This is a genomic window from Stenotrophomonas sp. STEN046, from assembly GCF_056759755.1.
Genome location: NZ_JBRRDR010000014.1, coordinates 1 through 18,721, shown reverse-complemented (window position 1 = coordinate 18,721; position 18,721 = coordinate 1). Strand labels below are relative to the sequence as shown.

Annotated in this window: 17 protein-coding genes; 4 read left to right on the top strand and 13 right to left on the bottom strand. The window is 66.6% G+C overall.

Going from position 1 to position 18,721, the window contains the following annotated elements:
- Positions 1 to 3: 3 nt before the first annotated feature.
- The 8 genes from tssE to ACVOLJ_RS08905 form a co-directional block, all read right to left on the bottom strand.
- Positions 4 to 429 (bottom strand): type VI secretion system baseplate subunit TssE, encoded by a 426-nt coding sequence (gene tssE / locus ACVOLJ_RS08940; RefSeq protein WP_481563968.1) that lies wholly within the window; start codon positions 427 to 429, stop codon positions 4 to 6.
- Between the two features lie 7 nt (positions 430 to 436).
- The gene (tssC, locus tag ACVOLJ_RS08935; RefSeq protein ID WP_481563967.1) at positions 437 to 1,912 is read right to left on the bottom strand and encodes a type VI secretion system contractile sheath large subunit; all 1,476 of its coding nucleotides are present in this window, start codon (positions 1,910 to 1,912) and stop codon (positions 437 to 439) included.
- A gap of 42 nt (positions 1,913 to 1,954) precedes the next feature.
- Positions 1,955 to 2,467 carry a type VI secretion system contractile sheath small subunit gene (tssB, locus tag ACVOLJ_RS08930; protein ID WP_481563966.1) on the bottom strand — a complete coding sequence of 171 codons (513 nt, stop codon included), beginning with the start codon at positions 2,465 to 2,467 and terminating at the stop codon, positions 1,955 to 1,957.
- A 356-nt stretch (positions 2,468 to 2,823) separates the two neighbouring features.
- Positions 2,824 to 4,071, bottom strand: a complete 1,248-nt coding sequence (locus tag ACVOLJ_RS08925) for an RNA polymerase sigma factor (RefSeq protein ID WP_481563965.1) — start codon at positions 4,069 to 4,071, stop codon at positions 2,824 to 2,826.
- A 45-nt stretch (positions 4,072 to 4,116) separates the two neighbouring features.
- Entirely contained in the window at positions 4,117 to 4,473 is a 357-nt protein-coding gene (locus tag ACVOLJ_RS08920) for a DUF1428 domain-containing protein (protein ID WP_481563964.1), read from the bottom strand.
- A gap of 25 nt (positions 4,474 to 4,498) precedes the next feature.
- Positions 4,499 to 4,909 carry a VOC family protein gene (locus ACVOLJ_RS08915; protein ID WP_475279420.1) on the bottom strand — a complete coding sequence of 137 codons (411 nt, stop codon included), beginning with the start codon at positions 4,907 to 4,909 and terminating at the stop codon, positions 4,499 to 4,501.
- Between the two features lie 33 nt (positions 4,910 to 4,942).
- Complete coding sequence (locus ACVOLJ_RS08910; RefSeq protein ID WP_475279421.1) at positions 4,943 to 5,365, bottom strand: VOC family protein; 423 nt, start codon at positions 5,363 to 5,365, stop codon at positions 4,943 to 4,945.
- A gap of 65 nt (positions 5,366 to 5,430) precedes the next feature.
- Complete coding sequence (locus tag ACVOLJ_RS08905; RefSeq protein ID WP_475279422.1) at positions 5,431 to 5,844, bottom strand: YciI family protein; 414 nt, start codon at positions 5,842 to 5,844, stop codon at positions 5,431 to 5,433.
- 717 nt (positions 5,845 to 6,561) lie between these two features.
- Between ACVOLJ_RS08905 and ACVOLJ_RS08900 the strand changes: the two genes are divergently transcribed.
- On the top strand, positions 6,562 to 6,969 hold the full coding sequence (locus ACVOLJ_RS08900; RefSeq protein ID WP_481564006.1) for a YciI family protein: 408 nt from the start codon (positions 6,562 to 6,564) through the stop codon (positions 6,967 to 6,969).
- Here the strand turns inward: ACVOLJ_RS08900 and ACVOLJ_RS08895 are convergent.
- Positions 6,947 to 9,031 carry a gluconolaconase gene (locus ACVOLJ_RS08895; RefSeq protein WP_481563963.1) on the bottom strand — a complete coding sequence of 695 codons (2,085 nt, stop codon included), beginning with the start codon at positions 9,029 to 9,031 and terminating at the stop codon, positions 6,947 to 6,949. The two genes, ACVOLJ_RS08900 and ACVOLJ_RS08895, sit on opposite strands and share 23 nt — an antisense overlap.
- Positions 9,032 to 9,194: 163 nt before the next feature.
- Between ACVOLJ_RS08895 and ACVOLJ_RS08890 the strand changes: the two genes are divergently transcribed.
- Complete coding sequence (locus ACVOLJ_RS08890) at positions 9,195 to 10,715, top strand: hypothetical protein (protein WP_481563962.1); 1,521 nt, start codon at positions 9,195 to 9,197, stop codon at positions 10,713 to 10,715.
- Positions 10,716 to 10,725: 10 nt separating this feature from the next.
- On the opposite strand, the gene ACVOLJ_RS08885 is transcribed toward ACVOLJ_RS08890, so the two are convergent.
- Positions 10,726 to 11,502 (bottom strand): lytic transglycosylase domain-containing protein, encoded by a 777-nt coding sequence (locus tag ACVOLJ_RS08885; protein WP_475279425.1) that lies wholly within the window; start codon positions 11,500 to 11,502, stop codon positions 10,726 to 10,728.
- 319 nt (positions 11,503 to 11,821) lie between these two features.
- Complete coding sequence (cycA, locus tag ACVOLJ_RS08880) at positions 11,822 to 13,195, bottom strand: D-serine/D-alanine/glycine transporter (RefSeq protein ID WP_481563961.1); 1,374 nt, start codon at positions 13,193 to 13,195, stop codon at positions 11,822 to 11,824.
- Between the two features lie 228 nt (positions 13,196 to 13,423).
- Between cycA and ACVOLJ_RS08875 the strand changes: the two genes are divergently transcribed.
- On the top strand, positions 13,424 to 15,055 hold the full coding sequence (locus ACVOLJ_RS08875; protein ID WP_475279427.1) for an EAL domain-containing protein: 1,632 nt from the start codon (positions 13,424 to 13,426) through the stop codon (positions 15,053 to 15,055).
- A gap of 35 nt (positions 15,056 to 15,090) precedes the next feature.
- On the opposite strand, the gene ACVOLJ_RS08870 is transcribed toward ACVOLJ_RS08875, so the two are convergent.
- Positions 15,091 to 16,275 carry an MFS transporter gene (locus ACVOLJ_RS08870; protein WP_481563960.1) on the bottom strand — a complete coding sequence of 395 codons (1,185 nt, stop codon included), beginning with the start codon at positions 16,273 to 16,275 and terminating at the stop codon, positions 15,091 to 15,093.
- On the bottom strand, positions 16,272 to 17,450 hold the full coding sequence (locus tag ACVOLJ_RS08865; RefSeq protein ID WP_481563959.1) for a serine hydrolase domain-containing protein: 1,179 nt from the start codon (positions 17,448 to 17,450) through the stop codon (positions 16,272 to 16,274). Before ACVOLJ_RS08865 ends, ACVOLJ_RS08870 begins: the two co-directional genes overlap by 4 nt.
- A 227-nt stretch (positions 17,451 to 17,677) precedes the next feature.
- Here ACVOLJ_RS08865 and ACVOLJ_RS08860 point away from each other — a divergent pair, with 227 nt between their 5' ends.
- Positions 17,678 to 18,577: a LysR family transcriptional regulator gene (locus ACVOLJ_RS08860; protein WP_481563958.1), complete on the top strand. Its 900-nt coding sequence runs from the start codon at positions 17,678 to 17,680 to the stop codon at positions 18,575 to 18,577.
- The last annotated feature ends 144 nt before the right edge of the window (positions 18,578 to 18,721 follow it).

The following is an 18,721-nucleotide window of genomic DNA, read 5'->3' as shown; positions in this document are numbered from 1 at the left end:
GGCTCAGGTCGCGCTGTAGTGTCGGGTGTGGCTGTTCAACATGAGATCCATCTCGAACTCCCTGATGGCGTCATCCGCGACGAGATTGCAGTCCACGCGGAACCCAAGCTGCAGCGGCTGCATGTCGTTTGGTAGCAATCGGATGGCGCCAACCCTGATCCGTGGCTCGTTGTCCTCGATGGCCGCGCGAATTCCAATGGCGGCCTGAAGCAGCAGATCGGAAGAGCCCAGAGCTGCATCATTGAAATCCGGCAATCCAACGGAAGGACTGCTTTGCGAGCCACCCTGCCTGGAGTTCAGCAGCTGCTCCACATGACGCTTCACGGTCTGGATACTCGCCTCCGATGAACGCGCCGTAGTGCGCTCGCGCCCGCTTCCAGCCGGGTCCTCCAACCTGTCGAAGAGACTTCCCTGTCCAGATCCCAGCATGTCTCGACTACTCCTTGTCCAACCGTCCTACCAGGGATAGCTCGAAGTTGGCGCCCATGTACTTGAAGTGGGGCCGTACCGCCATCGTTACCTGGTACCAGCCGGCGTCGCCGGGAACATCCGCGACCTCTACCTTGGCCGCGCGCAGGGGACGGCGGCTACGCACCGTCGCGGGGGGATTCTCCTGATCAGCGACGTACTGCTTCAGCCAGGTGTTGAGTTCCCGCTCCAGGTCGTGGCGCTCCTTCCAACTCCCGATCTGCTCCCGCTGGAGAACCTTGATGTAGTGCGCCAGCCGGTTGATGATGAACATGTAGGGAAGCTGCGTGCCCAGTCTGTAGTTCGTCTGTGCCTGCTGGCCTTCGACGGTACCCGGGAACACCTTGGGGCGCTGCACGGAGTTGGCTGAGAAGAACGCAGCGTTGTCGCTGCCCTTTCGCATTGTCAGTGGGATGAATCCCTCTTCGGAGATCTCGAACTCCTTGCGATCGGTGATCAGCACCTCGGTTGGAATCTTGGCCTGAATCTGTCCCAGGGCCTCATACAGATGCACAGGGAGGTCCTCCACCGCGCCACCGGACTGCGGGCCGATGATGTTGGGGCACCAGCGGTAGCGGGCGAAGCTATCGGTGATGCGTGTCGCAAGCAGGAATGCGGCATTCCCCCAGAGATAGCTCTCGTGGGACCCGCTGACAGCCTCGTTGTAGTTGAAGCGGCGAGCCGGATTTTCCAGTGGATGGTAAGGCTGCCTGAGAAGGAAGCGCGGCATTGCCAGACCGAGATATCTGGAATCCTCCGAATCACGCAATGCGCGCCATTTTGCGTATCGCGGACCGTCGAATATGTCCTTTATCTCCTTCAGTGCGGATAGATCCTGATAGCCATCGACATTGAAGAACTCGTGACCTGCTGCACCAATGAAGGGTGCATGCGCCATCGCTCCAACGGACGCCACGTAGTTCAGTAGTTTCATGTCCGGTGTCGACGGACCGAAGTAGTAGTTCCCTACCATCGCCGCTACGGGTTCACCACCAAACTGCCCATAGCCCGCTGAGTAGCTGTGCTTGTACAGACCACTCTGGGTGAGATCGGCCGCGCCTTCGAAGTCCTCCAGCAACTCCTGCTTCGTGGCATGCAAAAGGTCGATCCTGATGTTCTCCCGGAAGTCGGTTCGGTCTACCAGAAGTTTCAGGCCACGCCATGCGGACTCCAGCTCCTGCATGCAAGGATGATGCAGCACGGCATCCATCTGCTGACTGATCCGGCCGTCAAGCTCCACGATCATCTCGTCGACCAGGTGTTTGTTGATCTGCTCGGAACGCTCCTTCGTGCGCAGCATTTCAGTGATGAACTCTGCTACACCTCGCCTTGCGATGGAGTAGCCTTCCTGCGTCGGCTCCATTCTGGTCTGGGCCATGATCTGATCGAGCAGCCCATCTGTGGCGGGCATCGTCGTGCTGGACAGTTTTTCCGTGGCTTCCATCGTTGCTCCCTTGGAATTTCGTGCGGGCCTTCGTTGGCAATCTCAGATTGGATCGCTATCGGGTGTTGCGAGTGCCAATTGCAGTTCATCGGCCAATCGCTCCCGTGCTGCGGGGTCGGCCAGCATTTCCTGCAGAGCATTGCGGAAGGCAGGGACATTACCCAGCGGCCCCTTCAGTGCGACCAACGCCTCACGAAGCTCGAGCAGCGTTCGCAGTTCCGGAACCTGCTGGGCAATCGAATCAGGAGTAAAGTCCTTGAGCGATTTGAAGCCCAGGTGGACCGGCAGACTGCGATCTGGCTCTTCCGACAGGCGGTCAGGAACTTCCAGCGTCAGTTCCAAGCCGGCCTTCTCCATTACTGCGTCAAAATTGCCTTTATCAACACGAATGGATTCGCGCTCATCGATCGGGACCTGCTCTGCGTGCCCCTTGAAGTCCCCGACGACAATCAGTTTCAGCGGCAGTTCCATCTCCGCCATCTGGTCGCCGGTTGCCGGGACGTACTTGATGTTGATCCGCTCCTTTGGAGCGACAGAACCATCCTTGCTCGACATATGTGCATGACCTCCTGCGTTGAGGTTCGACTTCCGGATTTTCTCCTGCACGCGTGTAGCGTGACCGCGCTTGCAGTGCAGGAAAGTGATGTCCTCGTTGCGCCGTGTCACCCGAATGCCAGGGTGACCTTGAATCAGGGCTTGGCCGCTGCTTCCGTAATGGACGGGCCATGATGATCAACTTGGGCGCGCAGATTAAATAGGAATTATTTCAATCTTCTCGAAATGGTCCGAATACGGCAGATATTCATCTGATTTCTATTGTGCACGCGCAATCAGATCCAATTTTCGAGGACGGCGACAGCGCCGTATCCGACAGATCAGCCTCAGACCGTGCCCTCGCGCGTCGCGCGGGATTACTGGGCCCGGGTCAGCAGATGGGCCCGCTCGCGCTCGTTACCGGTAAGGGCAGCAGCACTACGGAACGCGTCACGCGCATCCTCCGCCCTGCCCAGCAGCTGCAGCAGTTCGCCACGCACCACCAGCAACGGTGCATAGCCCTGCAGGCGGGGTTCGTCCAGCAACGGCTGCAGCAAGGTCCAGGCGGCGAACGCACCCTCGCTGCGCGACACCGCCACCACCCGGTTCAACGCGACCACCGGCGAAGGCATCACCTGCAGCAACTGCGCATACAAGGTGGCGATGCGCGCCCAGTCGGTGTCTTCGGCACGCCGTGCACTGGCATGACAGAAGGCGATGCGCGCCTGCAGTACATAGGGGTCATCGCCACCGCCGGCCGACACCGCACGCGTCAACGCCTGCTGGCCGCGTTCGATCTGCAGCCAGTCCCAGCGCGCACGGTTCTGCTGATCCAGCAGGATCGGCGCACCGTCTGCGTCCACGCGCGCGGCCATGCGCGAGGCCTGCAGCTCCATCAGCGCCAGCAGCCCCAGTGCCGAGGGCGCCGGCATGCGGTGGGCGAGGATGCGCGCCAGCCGCAGCGCTTCGGTGCACAGTGCCGGGCGCATCCAGTCGTCGCCCGCGCTGGCCGCATAGCCTTCGTTGAACACCAGATAGATCGCCTCCAGCACGGAGGCCAATCGTGCGGGCAGGGCCTCTGCACGGGGCACTTCGTAGGCAATCTGCTTCTGCGCCAGCGTGCGCTTGGCGCGCACGATGCGTTGGGCAATGGTCGGCTCCGGCTGCAGGAAGGCACGGGCGATCTCGGTGGTGGTCAGTCCCCCCAGCAACCGCAGGGTCAACGCGACCCGCGCGTCGGCCGGCAGCACCGGATGGCAGGCCACGAACATCAGGCGCAGCAGGTCATCGCCGATGTCATCTTCCAGCGCCTGGCTGTCGTCGGGCGCCGTCAATGCAGCCGGGTGCAGCTGCTCACCCCATTGCGCATGCTGCTGCGCCACGCGCTGGTGCTGGCGCAGCACATCGATGGCGCGGTTGCGCGCGGTGGTCATCAACCAGGCTCCGGGATTGTCCGGGACGCCCTGCGCCGGCCAGCGCTCCAGCGCGGCCAGCCAGGTGTCCTGCGCCAGCTCCTCGGCGCGACCGACATCGCCGCCCAGCAGCCGCGCCAGGCGCGCGATCAACACTGGCGACTCCATCCGCCAGAGGGTATCCAGACGCTGGCTCAGGGCCGGATCGTGCATGCACCGATCACAGCATGCGGGCCCGGCCCACACAAGCGCCGGGGGTCACGCTTCCACGATCGGCTTGAAGCCGCCCCAGAACATGCGCCGGGTATCGAACGGCATGTCGCCCGGGCCGATGTGCGCCAGCCGTGGGTCGGCCATCACCTTCCTGTTGATGCGGTCGCGCGCGGCGCGCGAACGGAACACCACGAAGGCGACGATGACCGTCTCGCCCGGCTTGGCCTTCACCGCGCGCGGGAACGAGGTCGACTTGCCCGGTTCCACATCGTCGGCCACGCATTCCATGTACTGCAGCGCGCCGTGGTCCTTCCACACCGCACCGGCCTGGCGGGCAAGGCGGCGATAGGCCGCCACCTTGTCCTGCGGGCACGGCAGCACGTAAGCATCCACGTAAGCCATGACAGTTCTCCGCGGCGACCGGCCGTCAGCCCGGTTCGCCATCCATGTGTGCGATTTCCCAGAGATGCCCATCCAGGTCCTGGAAGCCGCGCTGGTACATGAAGCCATAGTCGCGCGCCGGTTGCGGCTCGCTCGCACCGGCGGCCAGTGCCTTGTCCACCATCACATCCACCGCCTCGCGGCTGTCGGCCGACAGGCAGGTGATGACCTCGGTCTGCGCGTGCGCATCGGCGATGGCCTTGCTGGTGAACTGCTGGAAGAACGGCTTGACCAGCAGCATCACGAAGATGCTCTCGCTGACGACCATGCAGGCGGCGTTCTCATCGGTGAACGCCGGATTGAAGCTGTAGCCCAGCGCGGCGAAGAACGCCTTGGCCTTTTCCAGATCCTGCACGGGCAGGTTGACGAAGATCATCTGCGGTTGCGGTGTGCTCATCGGTACGGCTCCTTGTGATGGATGAAAGAGGAATCAGGGCTGCTTCATGCAGTTGACCATCCACGGCTTGCCGTAACGGTCGATCAGCATGCCCCAGCGATGCGCCCAGAAGGTTTCGGCGATCGGCATCTGCACCTGGCCGCCCTCGGCCAGCGCGGCAAAGACACGTTCGGCCTCTTCGATGCTGTCCACGTCCACATTGATGGTGGTCGCCCCGCCCTCGCCGCTGCCTGGGCCATCGGCGGCCATCAGGATCGCCGCGCCGATTTCCAGCTGGCTGTGTGCAACGTGGTCGAGCGTGTCTGCGGGCATGTCATTGCAGCCCGGCGAGCCATCGGACGGTGGCATGTCGCGGTACTTCATTTCCGAGGTGACCTGGCCACCCAGTGCCTTGGCATAGAACGCCATGGCATCGTGGGCCTGGCCGCTGAAGCCGAGGAAGGGAATCAGTTTCATGGCACTACTCCGTGGTGTGATTCAGAGCGAAAGCGCCGGGCCACGCCCGGCGGGGAATGGAGAACTCAGCCTTCCAGCTGTGCACGCAGACGCTGTTCCTGCTGCTGTAATTCGGGGGTGAAGGCCTCGCCGAAGTCTTCGGCGGAGATCAACGGCCGCAGCTCGAGTGCGCCGCCGGCGGCAAATGGCGCGCGGCTGGCCCACTCAGTGGCTTCATCCAGCGAGCGCACCTCCCACAGCCAGAACCCGGCAATCTGTTCGCCTGCCGGGCCAAACGGACCGGCCTGGACCTGCGGCGCGCCGCCACCAAAATGAATGCGGCGGCCACGCTGGGTGGCGTGCAGGCCCTCGCCGGCCAGCATGATGCCGGCCGCCACCAGCTGCTCGTTGTAGGCGCCCATTGCGGCCAGTTCCTGTTCGCTGGGCATGCGGCCGGCCTCGGAATCGGCGTTGGCCTTCACGATCACCATCACTTTCATTTCGGTCTCCCGTGGGGACGCCGGGTGCGTGCCCTTCACTGGATACAACGAACCAGGGTCATGGGAATCGACACGTCTTCTGAAAATTATTCTTCCGCGGAGAGCGCGCCTTCGGCGGGGATCAGCGAACGGCGGAGCCCCTCCGTGGTGGGGTGGGGTTGGTCGCTGAAAGCTGGGTTCCTGAGGGTGGGCCGGGCGGGTGGGATTGGCGGGGACGCCGTGAATCCGTCCTTGGAGGCTTAGCCGCGCCATCCATGGCGCGGATACCCCGCCAACCCCACCCGCCCGGCCCCAGACAGATCTCTGCGGCTGCCCCACCACGGGAAGATCAAGAAAAAAGGGCAGAAGCAACGGCAACAGCAACGGCGGTTGGCTGGCGGGCCTCGGCTTTGCGAGCGAAGCGACCCGCTTTTGCTCTTGTTTGTGATTTTCCGTGGTGGACGCCGCAGGAACCTGTCCAGGGCCGGGGGGGGGGGGGGGGGGGGGGGGGGGGGGTCGGGGTCGTGGTCCGGGGGCCCCCCCCCCCTGTGGTGGGTTTTGGGGCCCCCCCCCCCCCCCCCCCCCCCCCGGGCCAAGCCCAGGAATCACGCTGTAGCTTTACCACGGAGGGGCTCCGCCGTTCGCCGATCCCCGCCGAAGGCGCGCCTCTCGCGCTGCAGCATGGCCCTGCGCAGAACCTGCGCCATCATGGGCACCCGCCCCCGCCAGGACCGTGCCATGCAGCAGTACCTGCTCCTGATCTACATCGACCCGTCATTGCTGCAGCGCCTGCCCAGCGAAGAGTTCAATGCGCTGATGCGCGACTGCCTCGCCCACGCCGACAAACTGCAGGCCGAGGGCACGTTGCTGGCTGCGCAGAAACTGCAGCCGGTGGACACCGCACAGACGCTGCGCGTGCGCGATGGCCACAGCCGTGTACTGGATGGGCCGTTCGCCGAAACCCGCGAGCTGCTTGCCGGCTTCAACCTGATCGTGGCCCGCAACCGCGACGAGGCCATGCGCATCGCCCAGGATTTCCCCTGGGCCCGCTTCGGCAGCATCGAAGTGCGCCCGCTGGAAGACATGGACGCCGAGCGCGAACGCTGCGGCGCCCCGGCCGCCGCTATGGCAGCAGCCGTACCCTGATCTCGCGCGGGCCCACGCCTTCGTTGCCGCTGTAGTCGCGCGCACTGGCGCGCACGATGTATTCGCCCGGCGGCAGTGCTGCCGGTTGCCAGCGACCGGTCTCCATCAACCCATCGCGCACAGTGTTGGTCACCAGGTAGCGGAACCGGGTGACCGCACTGCCATGCACGGTGATGCCACTGTCGGGCGCATAGGCCACCTTCACCGCCTGCTTCTGCGGCGGCATGCGGTTGAAGACGATGTTCCAGCGTGGTTGCTCGTAACCCTGCAGCGGCTGTCCTGCAGCGTCGAGGATCTGGTAACCCACCTGGTACGGCCCCAGCCGGCGGCGCGGCAGGTTGTTGTCCACCTGGTCCCAGGCTTCGACCACGATCTGCACGCCGCGTCCCTGCCGCGCGAGCATCACCACGCCATCGCTGCCGGCAGCCAGCGGTTGGTCGTTGTCATCCAGCAACCCGACATCGGTGATGCGCGGTGCGAAGTGGTCGGCGTAGTCCTTGAAGCCCAGCGCCACCGCATTGGTCTCAAAGCCACCGTTGCCCACCGCCAGGTGCACGTGCGCCTGGCTGTTGATGCTGCCCAGCCGATCGCCGACATGGATGCGCGTGCCGCGACGCACGCGGATGCGTTCCAGTTTTCCCTGATCGTCATACAGCGCCTGCCAGCGCGCATCGAACGGTGCGCCCGCCGGCGTGCGTCCCACCCGCATGTGGATGTACTTCAGCCGGTCAACGGCCAGGCCCTCGGCCTGCCCACCCAGGTTCCAGGCGGCGATCGGGCTGCTGATCTTGCCTTCGGCGATCGCCAGCACGGTCTGGCCGACATCGCCGCGCACATCGAAGCCGCCATGCAGATGGTGGCGGCTCTCGCCCTGGAAGGTCCCACGTACTTCGCCCAGCGTCCCAACCACCTCGTGCCAGCCATCCTGCGGCGCCAGCGGCCAGCGCCCACCGCTGTCAGGCAGCGCCGCGTCGGAGGCGGGGCCGACCAGCGCCGGTGCCGGCAGCTCACCCACCGGCAGCGGGCGCAGGCGATGCAGGCGATACCCCGCTGAATCGGCCACCAGCAGCGAACCATCGGCTTCCACCGCCAATCCGCTGGGGCGGGCCAGGCGTGGCAGGCGATCGTTGCCCAGCAGCGCCAGCTGATGACCCTGCGGCGTGACCTGCACGATGCGTCCGTCAAGATCGCCCACGTACAGCACACCGTCGTGGGTCGTGGCCAGCGACAGCGGGCCATTGATGACCGTGCCATTGCCGATCAGCGTGCTGACCGTGCCGTCGGCGCCAACGCGCCGCACCGCGTTGTTGAACAGGTCGGCCACCAGCAATGCACCGTGCGCATCGATGGCCAGCGCCACCGGCGTATCGAAGCGTGCCTCGCCACCGGGCGCATCGGTGAAGCCAGGGCGATCACCACCGGCCAGCGTACGAACGCTGCCATCGGTGCCGATCACGCGGATGCGGTCGTTCCAGGTGTCAGCCACGTAGACCTGCCCCTGCGCGTCCACGGCGATGCCCATCGGGCCGTCGAAGCGGGCCTGTGCAGCAGGACCATCGGCGAACCCCTGGGTGCCACCCGCCAACGTGGTGACCTGGCCGTCGACGCCGATGCGGCGGATTGCGTGGTTGCCGGTGTCGGCCACATACAGGTTGCCCTGTGCATCGGCGGCAATACCGGAAGGGGTATTGAAACTGGCCTGCAGCGCAGGACCATCAACGCGTCCCTCGCCCTGCCCCGCCACCGTTTCAATCCGCCCGTCGGGCAGACGGCGGCGGATGCGGTTGTTGTCGCCGGCATCGGTGAAATAGACGCTGCCGTCGGCAGCACCCAGCAACGCATAGGGATCAGCAAAGCGCGCCTGCGCCGAGGCTCCATCACGATCACCCGGGTGACCGTCGCCCGCCAGCAGTTCGATCTGTGCGGTCCACGCCAGCGGCGTCGGCACCGGGCCCTTCGGTACGGCGGGGCCCGATGCGGGGAACTCCCACCAGGTTGCCGCCAGCGCCACTGCCGTTGCCACCACCACCGCACCCACTGCCATCCCTTGCCACCGCGCCATCGTACCGTTTGCCTGTGCTTGCTCTTGAAGAGGCACGACGATAGTCGCTGCGCCCGTGCGGCGCCATCGCCAATTGCCCCCTGGAGCAAAAGCGCTGTTCTGGCACGCTTGTCCTGCGCTGCAACAGCGGGTTCAATGTCCATTCCATGGACGGAGGCCCACCATGCCCCGCAGTATCCTGTTCCTCGCGCTGACGCTGGCCACGCTGGCCAGCCTGCCCGCCAGCGCGAACATACCCACGGCGCCGGCCGAACCTGCCGCTGCAATGGATGCCGCGCACACCGCGTACGCGCAGCAGTGGGACCAGGCGATCGAGCAGAGCCGCAGCGGCAACACCCTGGCGGCGCTGATTGCCATGCAGCGGCTGATGGACAACCCGTTGCTGGCCGACTTCGATAACGAGCGCCGCGGCCGTGCGGCACAGTTTGCCGGCTGGACGGCGGCAAAGCAGAAGCAGCCCGCGCTGGCACGCCGCTACCTGCAACAGGCCCTGTTGGCACTGCCGGGCGATGCGCAGATCCTGACCATCAGCGTGTCACTGGACCTGAACCAGGAAGATCCCGGCGTGGCTGCCACGCGCCTGATCGAAGCGCTCGGCCAGGCCGATGGTCCGCTCGGCATCGATCACCACGCCGTCAGCTACCTGCAGCATCACCTGCGCGACCAGCCCATCCAGCGCATGGCCCTGCTGCAGGCGCTGTTCGACAACGACTGGAAAAGCAGCGGCATGCAGCCGACCACCCTGTGGCTGGCGTTGGCCACGCTGCAGGTCGACAACGGTCGCGCTGAGGCCGTGCCGGCAACCCTGCGGCGCATCGACACCCCGGCCGAACTGATCCAGCTGCGCAGCGACAGACGCTTCGACCGCTACGTCGACCGCAGCGATGCACGGTTTGATCCGGTAAAGGCCGCACAGCACCATCTGGATGATCTGCGCGTATCCGGCCTGCTTGATCGGGCGTTCGACGCCCGCCTGGTGGATTTCAGCAGCACGCTGCTGGCCCTGGACCGCAACGAGGAGGTGCTGGCACTGACCGACAGTCTGGCCAGCGCTGCAGCGCAGGAGCAGTCGCCGCCCGGTGGCCAGGTGGAGTGGGCGGCCTGGCTGCTCAATACCCGGATCACCGCGCTGCGCCGCCTCGGCCGTACCGACGATGCGCTTGCGACGGCACAGCTCGCCGCACGTATCGGCGCACGGGGGCCCGATGGCATCGACCACCAGATGAATGTCGGCTTCGTACTGAACTCGCTGGGGCGGCGGCAGGAAGCTGATGCGGTGATGAAGGCACTGCCGGAACTGAGCGACTATGGGCGGGCGACACAGGCATTGCTGCAGCTTTCCGCCGCACGCGAGCGCGGCGACAGCGCAACGGCTGCTGCGCTACGCGCGATCATCGTCGCGCAGGGCAAGGACGCGCTCTCGCTCCACCGCGAGATGCTGCTGGAAGAAGGTGATCTGGATGGCGCCGCAGCGGTGCTGATCGAGCAGCTGCGTTCGCCGCTGGAGCGCGGTGACGCACTGGCCAGCCTGCAGGACCTGCGCGTGTATCCCTCGCTGCCGGGTGATGTACGCATCGATGCCAACTGGCGCGCGCTCAAGCAGCGTGCCGACGTACAGGCCGAGGTCGCACGTGTCGGCCGCATCGAACGCTACGATCTGGTCAGCGGCAGCACCTCGCGCTGAGCGGCACCGGCTACTTCGCCGGCACCTCGGTGCGGATGCCCATCGCCTCACGGTAGCGGGCGTACAGGGCCATCACCTTGTCCACGTAGGCAAGCGTCTCGGCATACGGTGGCACGCCCTTGTAACGCGTCACCGTACCGATGCCGGCGTTGTAGGCCGCAGCGGCCAGCGGCCGGTCGCCGTTGTAGCGGCGCAGCAGCGCGCGCATGTAGCGGGCACCGCCATCGATGGACTGCTGCGGCGAGAACGGATCGCGCACGCCGTATTCCAGTGCCGTATCGGGCATCAGCTGCATGACCCCCTGCGCACCCTTGCTGGACACCGCCAGCGCATCGAAGTTGCTTTCAGCGTGGGCAATCGCACGCAGCCAGGCATCGTCCACACCGGTGGCCTTGGCAGCGGCCTTGAACTGCCTGGCGTGCTGCGCCAGTTGCGGCTTGCCGACCTTGCCCAGGCCTTCATGCGCCGGCTCGCCGGGCGGGGTGGCCACGGTGAACTTCAGGAACACCCGTGAGCCCGGCAGGTTGCGCGTGGAATACACCAGCACGCCGTCCTGCTCGCGTTCGTACAGCACGCCGCTGAACACCCCCATGTTGCCCCACAGGTTGGGCGTCTGCACGGCGCTGTCGTCGATCTCCTTCGGCGTGCAGCGCGAGCCCGGCTCGGGGGCGGTGGCCAGGCTGACCGTATTGCCCTGCACGCAGCGGTAGACCGTGCGCGCGCCGGCCAGCCCCGGCCACAGGCCAGCCAGCAGCAACAGAACGAAGAGGGCGGGGCGCAGGGTCATGGCGGCCGGATGATCCGGCCGCGCCCGCTAATACCGGGTGAATGGGGGAGTTGGCAGGGCTGCGCCCTGCACCTGCAGAGGCCAGATCACACGCAACGGCAAAGGTCGATCCCCTGGGGGGAGGCGGGATGGGTCCGGTGGCGGAAGACGCCGTAAACCCGTCCTCGGGGGCTGGGCCGCGGCATCCATGCCACGGACACTCCCGCCACCGGACCCACCCCACCTTCGACAGTTCCCTGCGGCTGACCGTAGATCCACGCCATGCGTGGATGAAACTCCCTGGTAACGATGGATCAATCAACCCAACGCAAACGCTGGATCACTTCGCGGTCCTGCGCCGCAACCAGTACCCCGCGCCCAGCAGCACGAACCACGCCGGGCTGGCGATCAGCGCCTGGCGGGTGTCGGCCTGCAGGCTCAGCAGCACCAGCACGGCGGCAAAGAACACCAGGCAGGCCCAGCACATCAGCACCCCGCCAGGCATCTTGAAGATCGATGCGGCGTGGCGCTCCGGGTAGCGGCGGCGGTAGACCATGTAGGCCACCAGGATCAGCGACCAGACGAAGATGAAGAGCACCGTCGCCAGCGTGGTAACCAGGGTGAAGGCAGTCACCAGGTTCGGAATCATGTAGATCAGCAGGGTGCCGCCCAGCAGGCACAGGCACGAGAACAACAGGCCGCGTGCCGGTACCGCCGCCCGCGACAGCCTGGACAACCCGCGCGGCGCGTGCCCTTCCTCGGCCAGGCCGTACAGCATGCGGCTGGTGGAGAAGATGCCACTGTTGGCCGACGAGGTCGCCGAGGTCAGCACCACGAAGTTGATCAGGCTGGCGGCGGCGGGAATGCCGGCCAGCACGAACAGCTGCACGAACGGGCTCTTGTCCGGCACCACCTGCCGCCACGGGGTGACCGCCATGATCGCCACCAGCGCCAGCACGTAGAAGATGATGATGCGGATCGGGATCGAGTTGATCGCCTTGGGCAGGTTGCGCTCCGGGTTGGCCGTTTCCGCCGCGGTGGTGCCCACCAGCTCGATACCAACGAAGGCGAACACCGCAATCTGGAAACCGGCGAAGAAGCCGACCAGGCCCATCGGGAACATGCCGCCGTCGTTCCACAGGTTGGACAGCGCGGCGGTATGGCCACTGGGCGAAGTGAAGCCCCAGGCCACCAGGCCGGCACCGGTGATGATCAGTGCGCAGATGGCCACGATCTTGATCAGCGCGAACCAGAACTCCATCTCGCCAAACAGCTTCACCGTCACCAGGTTCAGCGACAACAGCAGCAACACGCACGCCAGCGCCGGCTTCCAGGCTTCCAGCCCGGGGAACCAGAACTGCGCATAGGCGGCGATGGCGATCACATCGGCGATCGCGGTGACGATCCAGCAGAACCAGTATGTCCAGCCACAGAAGAAGCCGGCCCAGGGCCCGAGCAGGTCGGTGGAAAAATCGATGAAGGATTTGTACTGCAGGTTCGACAGCAACAGCTCGCCCATCGCGCGCATCACGAAGAACAGCATCGCGCCGATGATCAGGTACACGAAGATGATGGAAGGGCCGGCCAGGCTGATGGTCTTGCCCGAGCCCATGAACAGGCCGGTGCCGATGGCACCGCCGATGGCGATCAGTTGCAGGTGACGGTTGGACAGGCTGCGGCGCAGGTGCTCGGGGGGCGTGGCGGGCTCGGTCATGGGCGCGGGAAGGGGCGGGTGAAGCTACCGACGGTAGTCCTCCCGATGCCACAACACCAGCGCCGGGTGGCCCATAATCGCCAACAGGTGTCGCTTTCACCACAATGTGACCGATTACCGAATTCGTCCCATTCCGCCCAGCCCGGCGGCGTGTTCAGATAGCGTCATCGTCCAAGGACCGGCCCCGCCCATGTGCCCTGCCCCGCACACTTCTCTGGAGCCCCGGTCATGAGCCGCCTGCGGGTCATCATCGGCGGAACCGCGCTGGCCGTGCTGGCCGCCGCCCTGCCGATCGCCGCGATGGTCTACGCCACCTGGGACCGTGCCGTCAGCGTGGAACAGCAGCGCCTGCATGCCATCGCCGACCGCACCATGCGGCGCGCCGAAGTGTCCTACCAGGAAGCGCTGGCCGCGCTGAAGTCCGCCGAAGCCAGCGCCCTGGCGCCGTGCGGTACCGAACACATCCGGCGCATGCAGAGCCTGGTGATGACCACACCGTCGGCTGACCAGATGGGTTACTTCGAAGGCGGCAAGCTGCGCTGCACGTCCTGGGGCGTATTCGAATCGGAGGTGGACCAACCCACCCCGGACCACGTCACCAGCGACGGCGCCGGCATCACCGTGAACGTGCGCCCGGAAGCCAGTGGCCGACGGCCGATGCTGTCCATCCTGTACGGGTCCTACGATGTGCTGATCGACCCGCGGCGCTTCGTGGATGTCGCCGGGGATCCCAACGTGCGGCTGGCCCTGGCCAGCCCGGACGGGCGTCTGCTGACCCGCCAGGACGGCATGGACCCGGCCCTGCTGCTGAAGCTGCTGCGCGACCCCGGCGAGGGGCTGGACCATAACACCCTGTATGCCAGCGCGCGCAGTGGGGAATGGCTTGCCATCGCCACCACCCCGCGTACAGCGCTGGCGGCGACCTTCCGCCAGCAGGCGTGGTTGTTCGTTCCCCTGGGCCTGCTGATGGCGGCCGCAGGGGCCGGTCTGGTCATCTGGCTGTCGCGGCGGCGGCTGTCGATGCGTGGCGAGCTGGCCATCGCCATCCGTCGCCGCGAGCTCTACCTGCATTACCAGCCCATCATCGAACTGGACACCGGCATCTGCGTCGGTGCCGAAGCGCTGGTGCGCTGGCAGCGTCCCGACGGCACCCAGGTGCGCCCGGACCTGTTCATTCCACTGGCCGAAGAGGCCGGGATGATCGCCGACATCACCGACCTGGTGATCGAGAACGTGGTGGCCGACATGCGCGAACTGCTGGCCCAGGACCGCAGCGCACACATCGCGATCAACCTGGCGGCCGAAGACATCAGCAGCGGCCGCGCCCTGAAGGTGATCGCCCAGCGCATGGCCGGCAGCGGCATTCTTCCGCAGCAGATTTGGCTGGAAGCCACCGAGCGCGGTTTCCTGGATATCGACCGCGCCCGCACCATGCTGGCCGCAGCGCGCCGGGCTGGCCACAGCGTGGCCATCGATGATTTCGGTGTCGGCTATTCCAGCCTGCAGTATCTGCAGCAGCTGCCGCTGGATGCGCTGAAGATCGACAAGTCCTTCGTCGATGCGATCGGCACCGAAAGCGCCACCAGCCCGGTCACCCCGCACATCATCGGCATGGCCCAGGAGCTGGGGCTGTGGGTGGTGGCCGAAGGTGTGGAAACCGAAGCCCAGCTGGCCTACCTGCACAGCCAGCACGTGCAGTTCGGCCAGGGCTGGCTGTTCTCGCGGCCGTTGCCGCGCGATGAGTTCATCGCTTTCCACCACAAGCGGCAGCAGCGTTACGGCGCGGCACGCGAGCACATGCAGAATCCACGCAGCGTGCCGTTCGAGCGCGAGCAGGCCGAGGCCGGGCCGGTCGGCTGAGGTGCAGGTACCGACCGGGGTCGGCACCGCGATGCCTACAGCCAGGCCCTGGGACGTGCCCAGAGCCATACCGCGCACACCAGCAGCAACAGCAATGGCAACGCGCCCAGATACTGTGCGCCGCTGGCCTGCAGCATCAGTCCACCGGTCACACCGCCGGCGGCAATGGCCAGATTCCAGCCGGTCACCAGCATCGATTGCGCCAGATCGGCAGCGGCACCGGCACGGCGGGCCAATGCGGTCTGGAACAGGGTGGGCACTGCACCGAAGGCCACGCCCCACAGCATCGTCACCAGCAACAGCACGCCCGGCGTACGGGGCCACAACAGCAGCGCCACCACCGCCATCACAAAGCCGATGACACTGCTCCAGACCAGCGCGCGCAGGTGGCGATCCACGCCCCAGCCAGCAATGCCGATGCCGGCGATGGCCGCGATACCAAAGGTCAGCAGCAGGCGGTCCAGCCACGCACCTGCCCCGGCCTGCACCGCAAGCGGTTCGATGTAGGTGTACAGCACGTTGTGCGCCAGCACGTACAGCACCATCACCAGCAGCGTGCTGCGGATACCCGGCATGCGCCAGACCGAACCCAGCGACTCGCGTTTGCCTGCGCCGGCGGCCGGCAGTGCCGGCAAGGCCCAGCGTGCGTAGCCCAGCAGCAGCACCGCCAGTACGCTCATCAGCGCGAATGCCCAACGCCAGCCGATCTGCTGGCCCAGCAGGGTGCCGGCCGGCACCCCCAGCGACAACGCCAGCGGCGAGCCGATCATCGCAACGGCAATCGCCCGTCCCTGCAGTGCTGGCACCACCATGCGCGCGGCGTAACCGGCCACCAGCGACCACAACAGTCCCGCGCCCACGCCGGCCAGGAAGCGGGCCACCAGGGTCAGCGCGTAGTCGTGGCTCAGCGCGGTCACCGTGTTGACCACCAGGAAGCCGGCAATCGCCGCCAGCAGCAGGGGGCGACGTGGCAGGCGCTGGGTCAGTGCGGTCATCGGCAACGCGGCCAGCACCGAACCCAACGCATAGACGCTCACCAGCTGGCCCGCCGCCGCGTCGCTCACGCCCAGGCTTTCGCCCATCGGGCGCAGCACGCCGGCCGGCAGCGTCTCGGTCAACAGCGTGATGAAACCACCGCCGGCCAACGCCAGCAGGCCGCGCCACGGCAACCGGGTGGCCTCACCGGCCGGTGCGGCCACGTCGATCGCATGCCCGCTCATCGCACGGTCTCCAGATCGAGGTACACCGCATCGCGCAACGCATCGACAAATGCGCCGTGCATGCCTTCGTACAGCGTGTTGGTCAGCGCCACCACGCTCAGCGCGCGGGTCGGGTCGACAAACCAGCTGTGACCGTAGGCACCGCCCCAGCGCCAGCTGCCAGCGGCCTGCGGCGTGCCGCTGGCCTGCGGATCACGCAGCACCGCAAAACCCAGCCCAAAACCCCAGCCCGGCGGCTCCGCCGGTCCCTGCTCACCCACTTGCGGGCGCCCCATCTGCGCCAGCAGCGTATCGGGCAGCAGCGGGGACGCGCGCGCATCGCGCAGCGCTTCCAGCACGGTCATGACCTCATCAGCGGTGCCCACCAGACCGGCGCCGGCCGATGGGTGGCAATGGCGATCGCCCGCACGCGCCAGGCTGTATTCGATACCCACGGTACCGTCGAACGGCGGTACAACCTCGCCTTCCTGCAGGCGATGCGGCTGCGGCGTATCGCTGACATACGGCGTGGCCAAGCGATCCGGCGCGTCGGTGGCAAAGCCGGTATCACGCAGGCCCAGCGGTTGCGCCAGCAGCCGATCGAACAGTGCCTGCAGCGGCTCGCCGGTTGCCGCCTCGGCCACGGCTCCGGCCACGTCCACGCCCAGCGAATACAACCACTGGCTGCCCGGCGCGAACAGCAAGGGCGCCTGCCCGATGCGGCGCACGTTGTCCTGCAGGGTCAGCCGCGCCGCATCCATCCCGTCACTGACGCCTGCACGGGCATAGGGGCCGTCGGCGTCGGCCTCCAGGAAGCGGTAGCCCAGCCCGCTGCTGTGGCTGAGCAGCTGGCGCAAGCTGATCGCCGGGCGGCTGCCATCGGCAAGCGCCGGCTGGAAGTCGGGCAGCCAACGCTGCACCGGTGCGTCCAGGTCGAGTACGCCCTCGGCCACCAGGCGCAGGATCACCGTGGTCAGCAGCGGCTTGCTCACCGACGCCAACCGGAACAGATGATCCCGGCGCATCGGCGTGGCGGCTTCGCGGTCGGCCAGTCCGCTGGCGCTGGCATGGCGCAGCACACCGTGCTGGCGCACCAGCACCACCGCGCCAACCAGGCGTTGTGGATGCACCGCGTGCAGCAGGCGGCTCACCGCCGGCAGGGTGGGTGCGGCATCAACGGGAAGGGCGAGCGTCATCGTCGGTGTTCCGTGGGGAGAGGTCGCCACGGTAGGCAGCTGCGCGCTCGACAAAAAGCGGGGCACGGCTCCGCGCATCATGGACCGGCCAGTCCGCAATCGGCATCATGGCCGGAACCAGCGGGCCGCAGCGCGCAACCCGCGCGCTGCATCGCAGTGTTGCGCCGGCCGCGTGCTCGGCGCCCAGCGCGCACGCCTACCCTGCCCCTTCCCTATCGGCCCTGCCCATGTCCGTCCTCGACAACCTCGCCAACCTGCAGACCTTCGTGCACGCCGCCGACAGCCGCAGCTTCGTCGAGACCGGGCGCCTGCAGGGGATCTCGGCATCGGCCGCCGGCAAATGCGTGGCACGGCTGGAACAGGCCCTTGGCGTGCGCCTGTTCCACCGCAGCACGCGCAGCATCACCCTCACCGCCGAAGGCACGCTGTTCCTTGCGCGCTGCCGCCGCATCCTCGACGAACGCGACGCGGCCCGCACCGAACTGGCGCAACCGCACGCCGCGCCCAGCGGTACCCTGCGCATCAGCCTGCCGCTGGTGGGCGACCTGACCCTGCCGCTGATGGCCGAGTTCATGGCCGCCTATCCAGACATCCGCCTCGACCTGGATTTCAGCGACCGCCTGGTCGATGTGATCGAAGAAGGTTTCGACGCGGTGCTGCGGGTTGGCGAACCCAGCGATTCACGCATGAACGCACGCCGCCTGGGCGTGTTCCCGCGCCGCATCGTCGGCTCGCCGGCGTATCTGCAGCGACGCGGCACGCCGGCCACGCCCGCCGACCTGCTGCAACACACGCTGCTGCATTACCGCTTCCCCAGCTCCGGCAAGCTGGAACCCTGGCCGATCCAGTGGCCGCACGGGGAAGCGCCGCAGGAACTGCCGGTGCACATGGTCGCCAACACCATCGAAGCGCGGGTGGCGCTGGCGCTGCGGGACATCGGGCTGGCGTTCGTACCGGTGCACTCGGTGCGCGAAACACTGGCAGACGGCCGGCTGCAAGCGGTGCTCGAAGACCATGTGCATTCCTGCGGCACGTTCCACCTGCTGTGGCCCTCGGGCCGCCACGTACTGCCGAAGCTGCGGGTGTTCATCGACTTCGTCGGCGCACGGCTGGATACCGTGCCGTGATCAGGCCGATCCACGCCATGCGTGGATGCCCGATCCAGTAGATCCACGCCATGCGTGGATGCCCGGTCCAGTAGATCCACGCCATGCGTGGATGCCCGGTCCAGTAGATCCACGCCACACGTGGATGCCCGATCCAGTAGATCC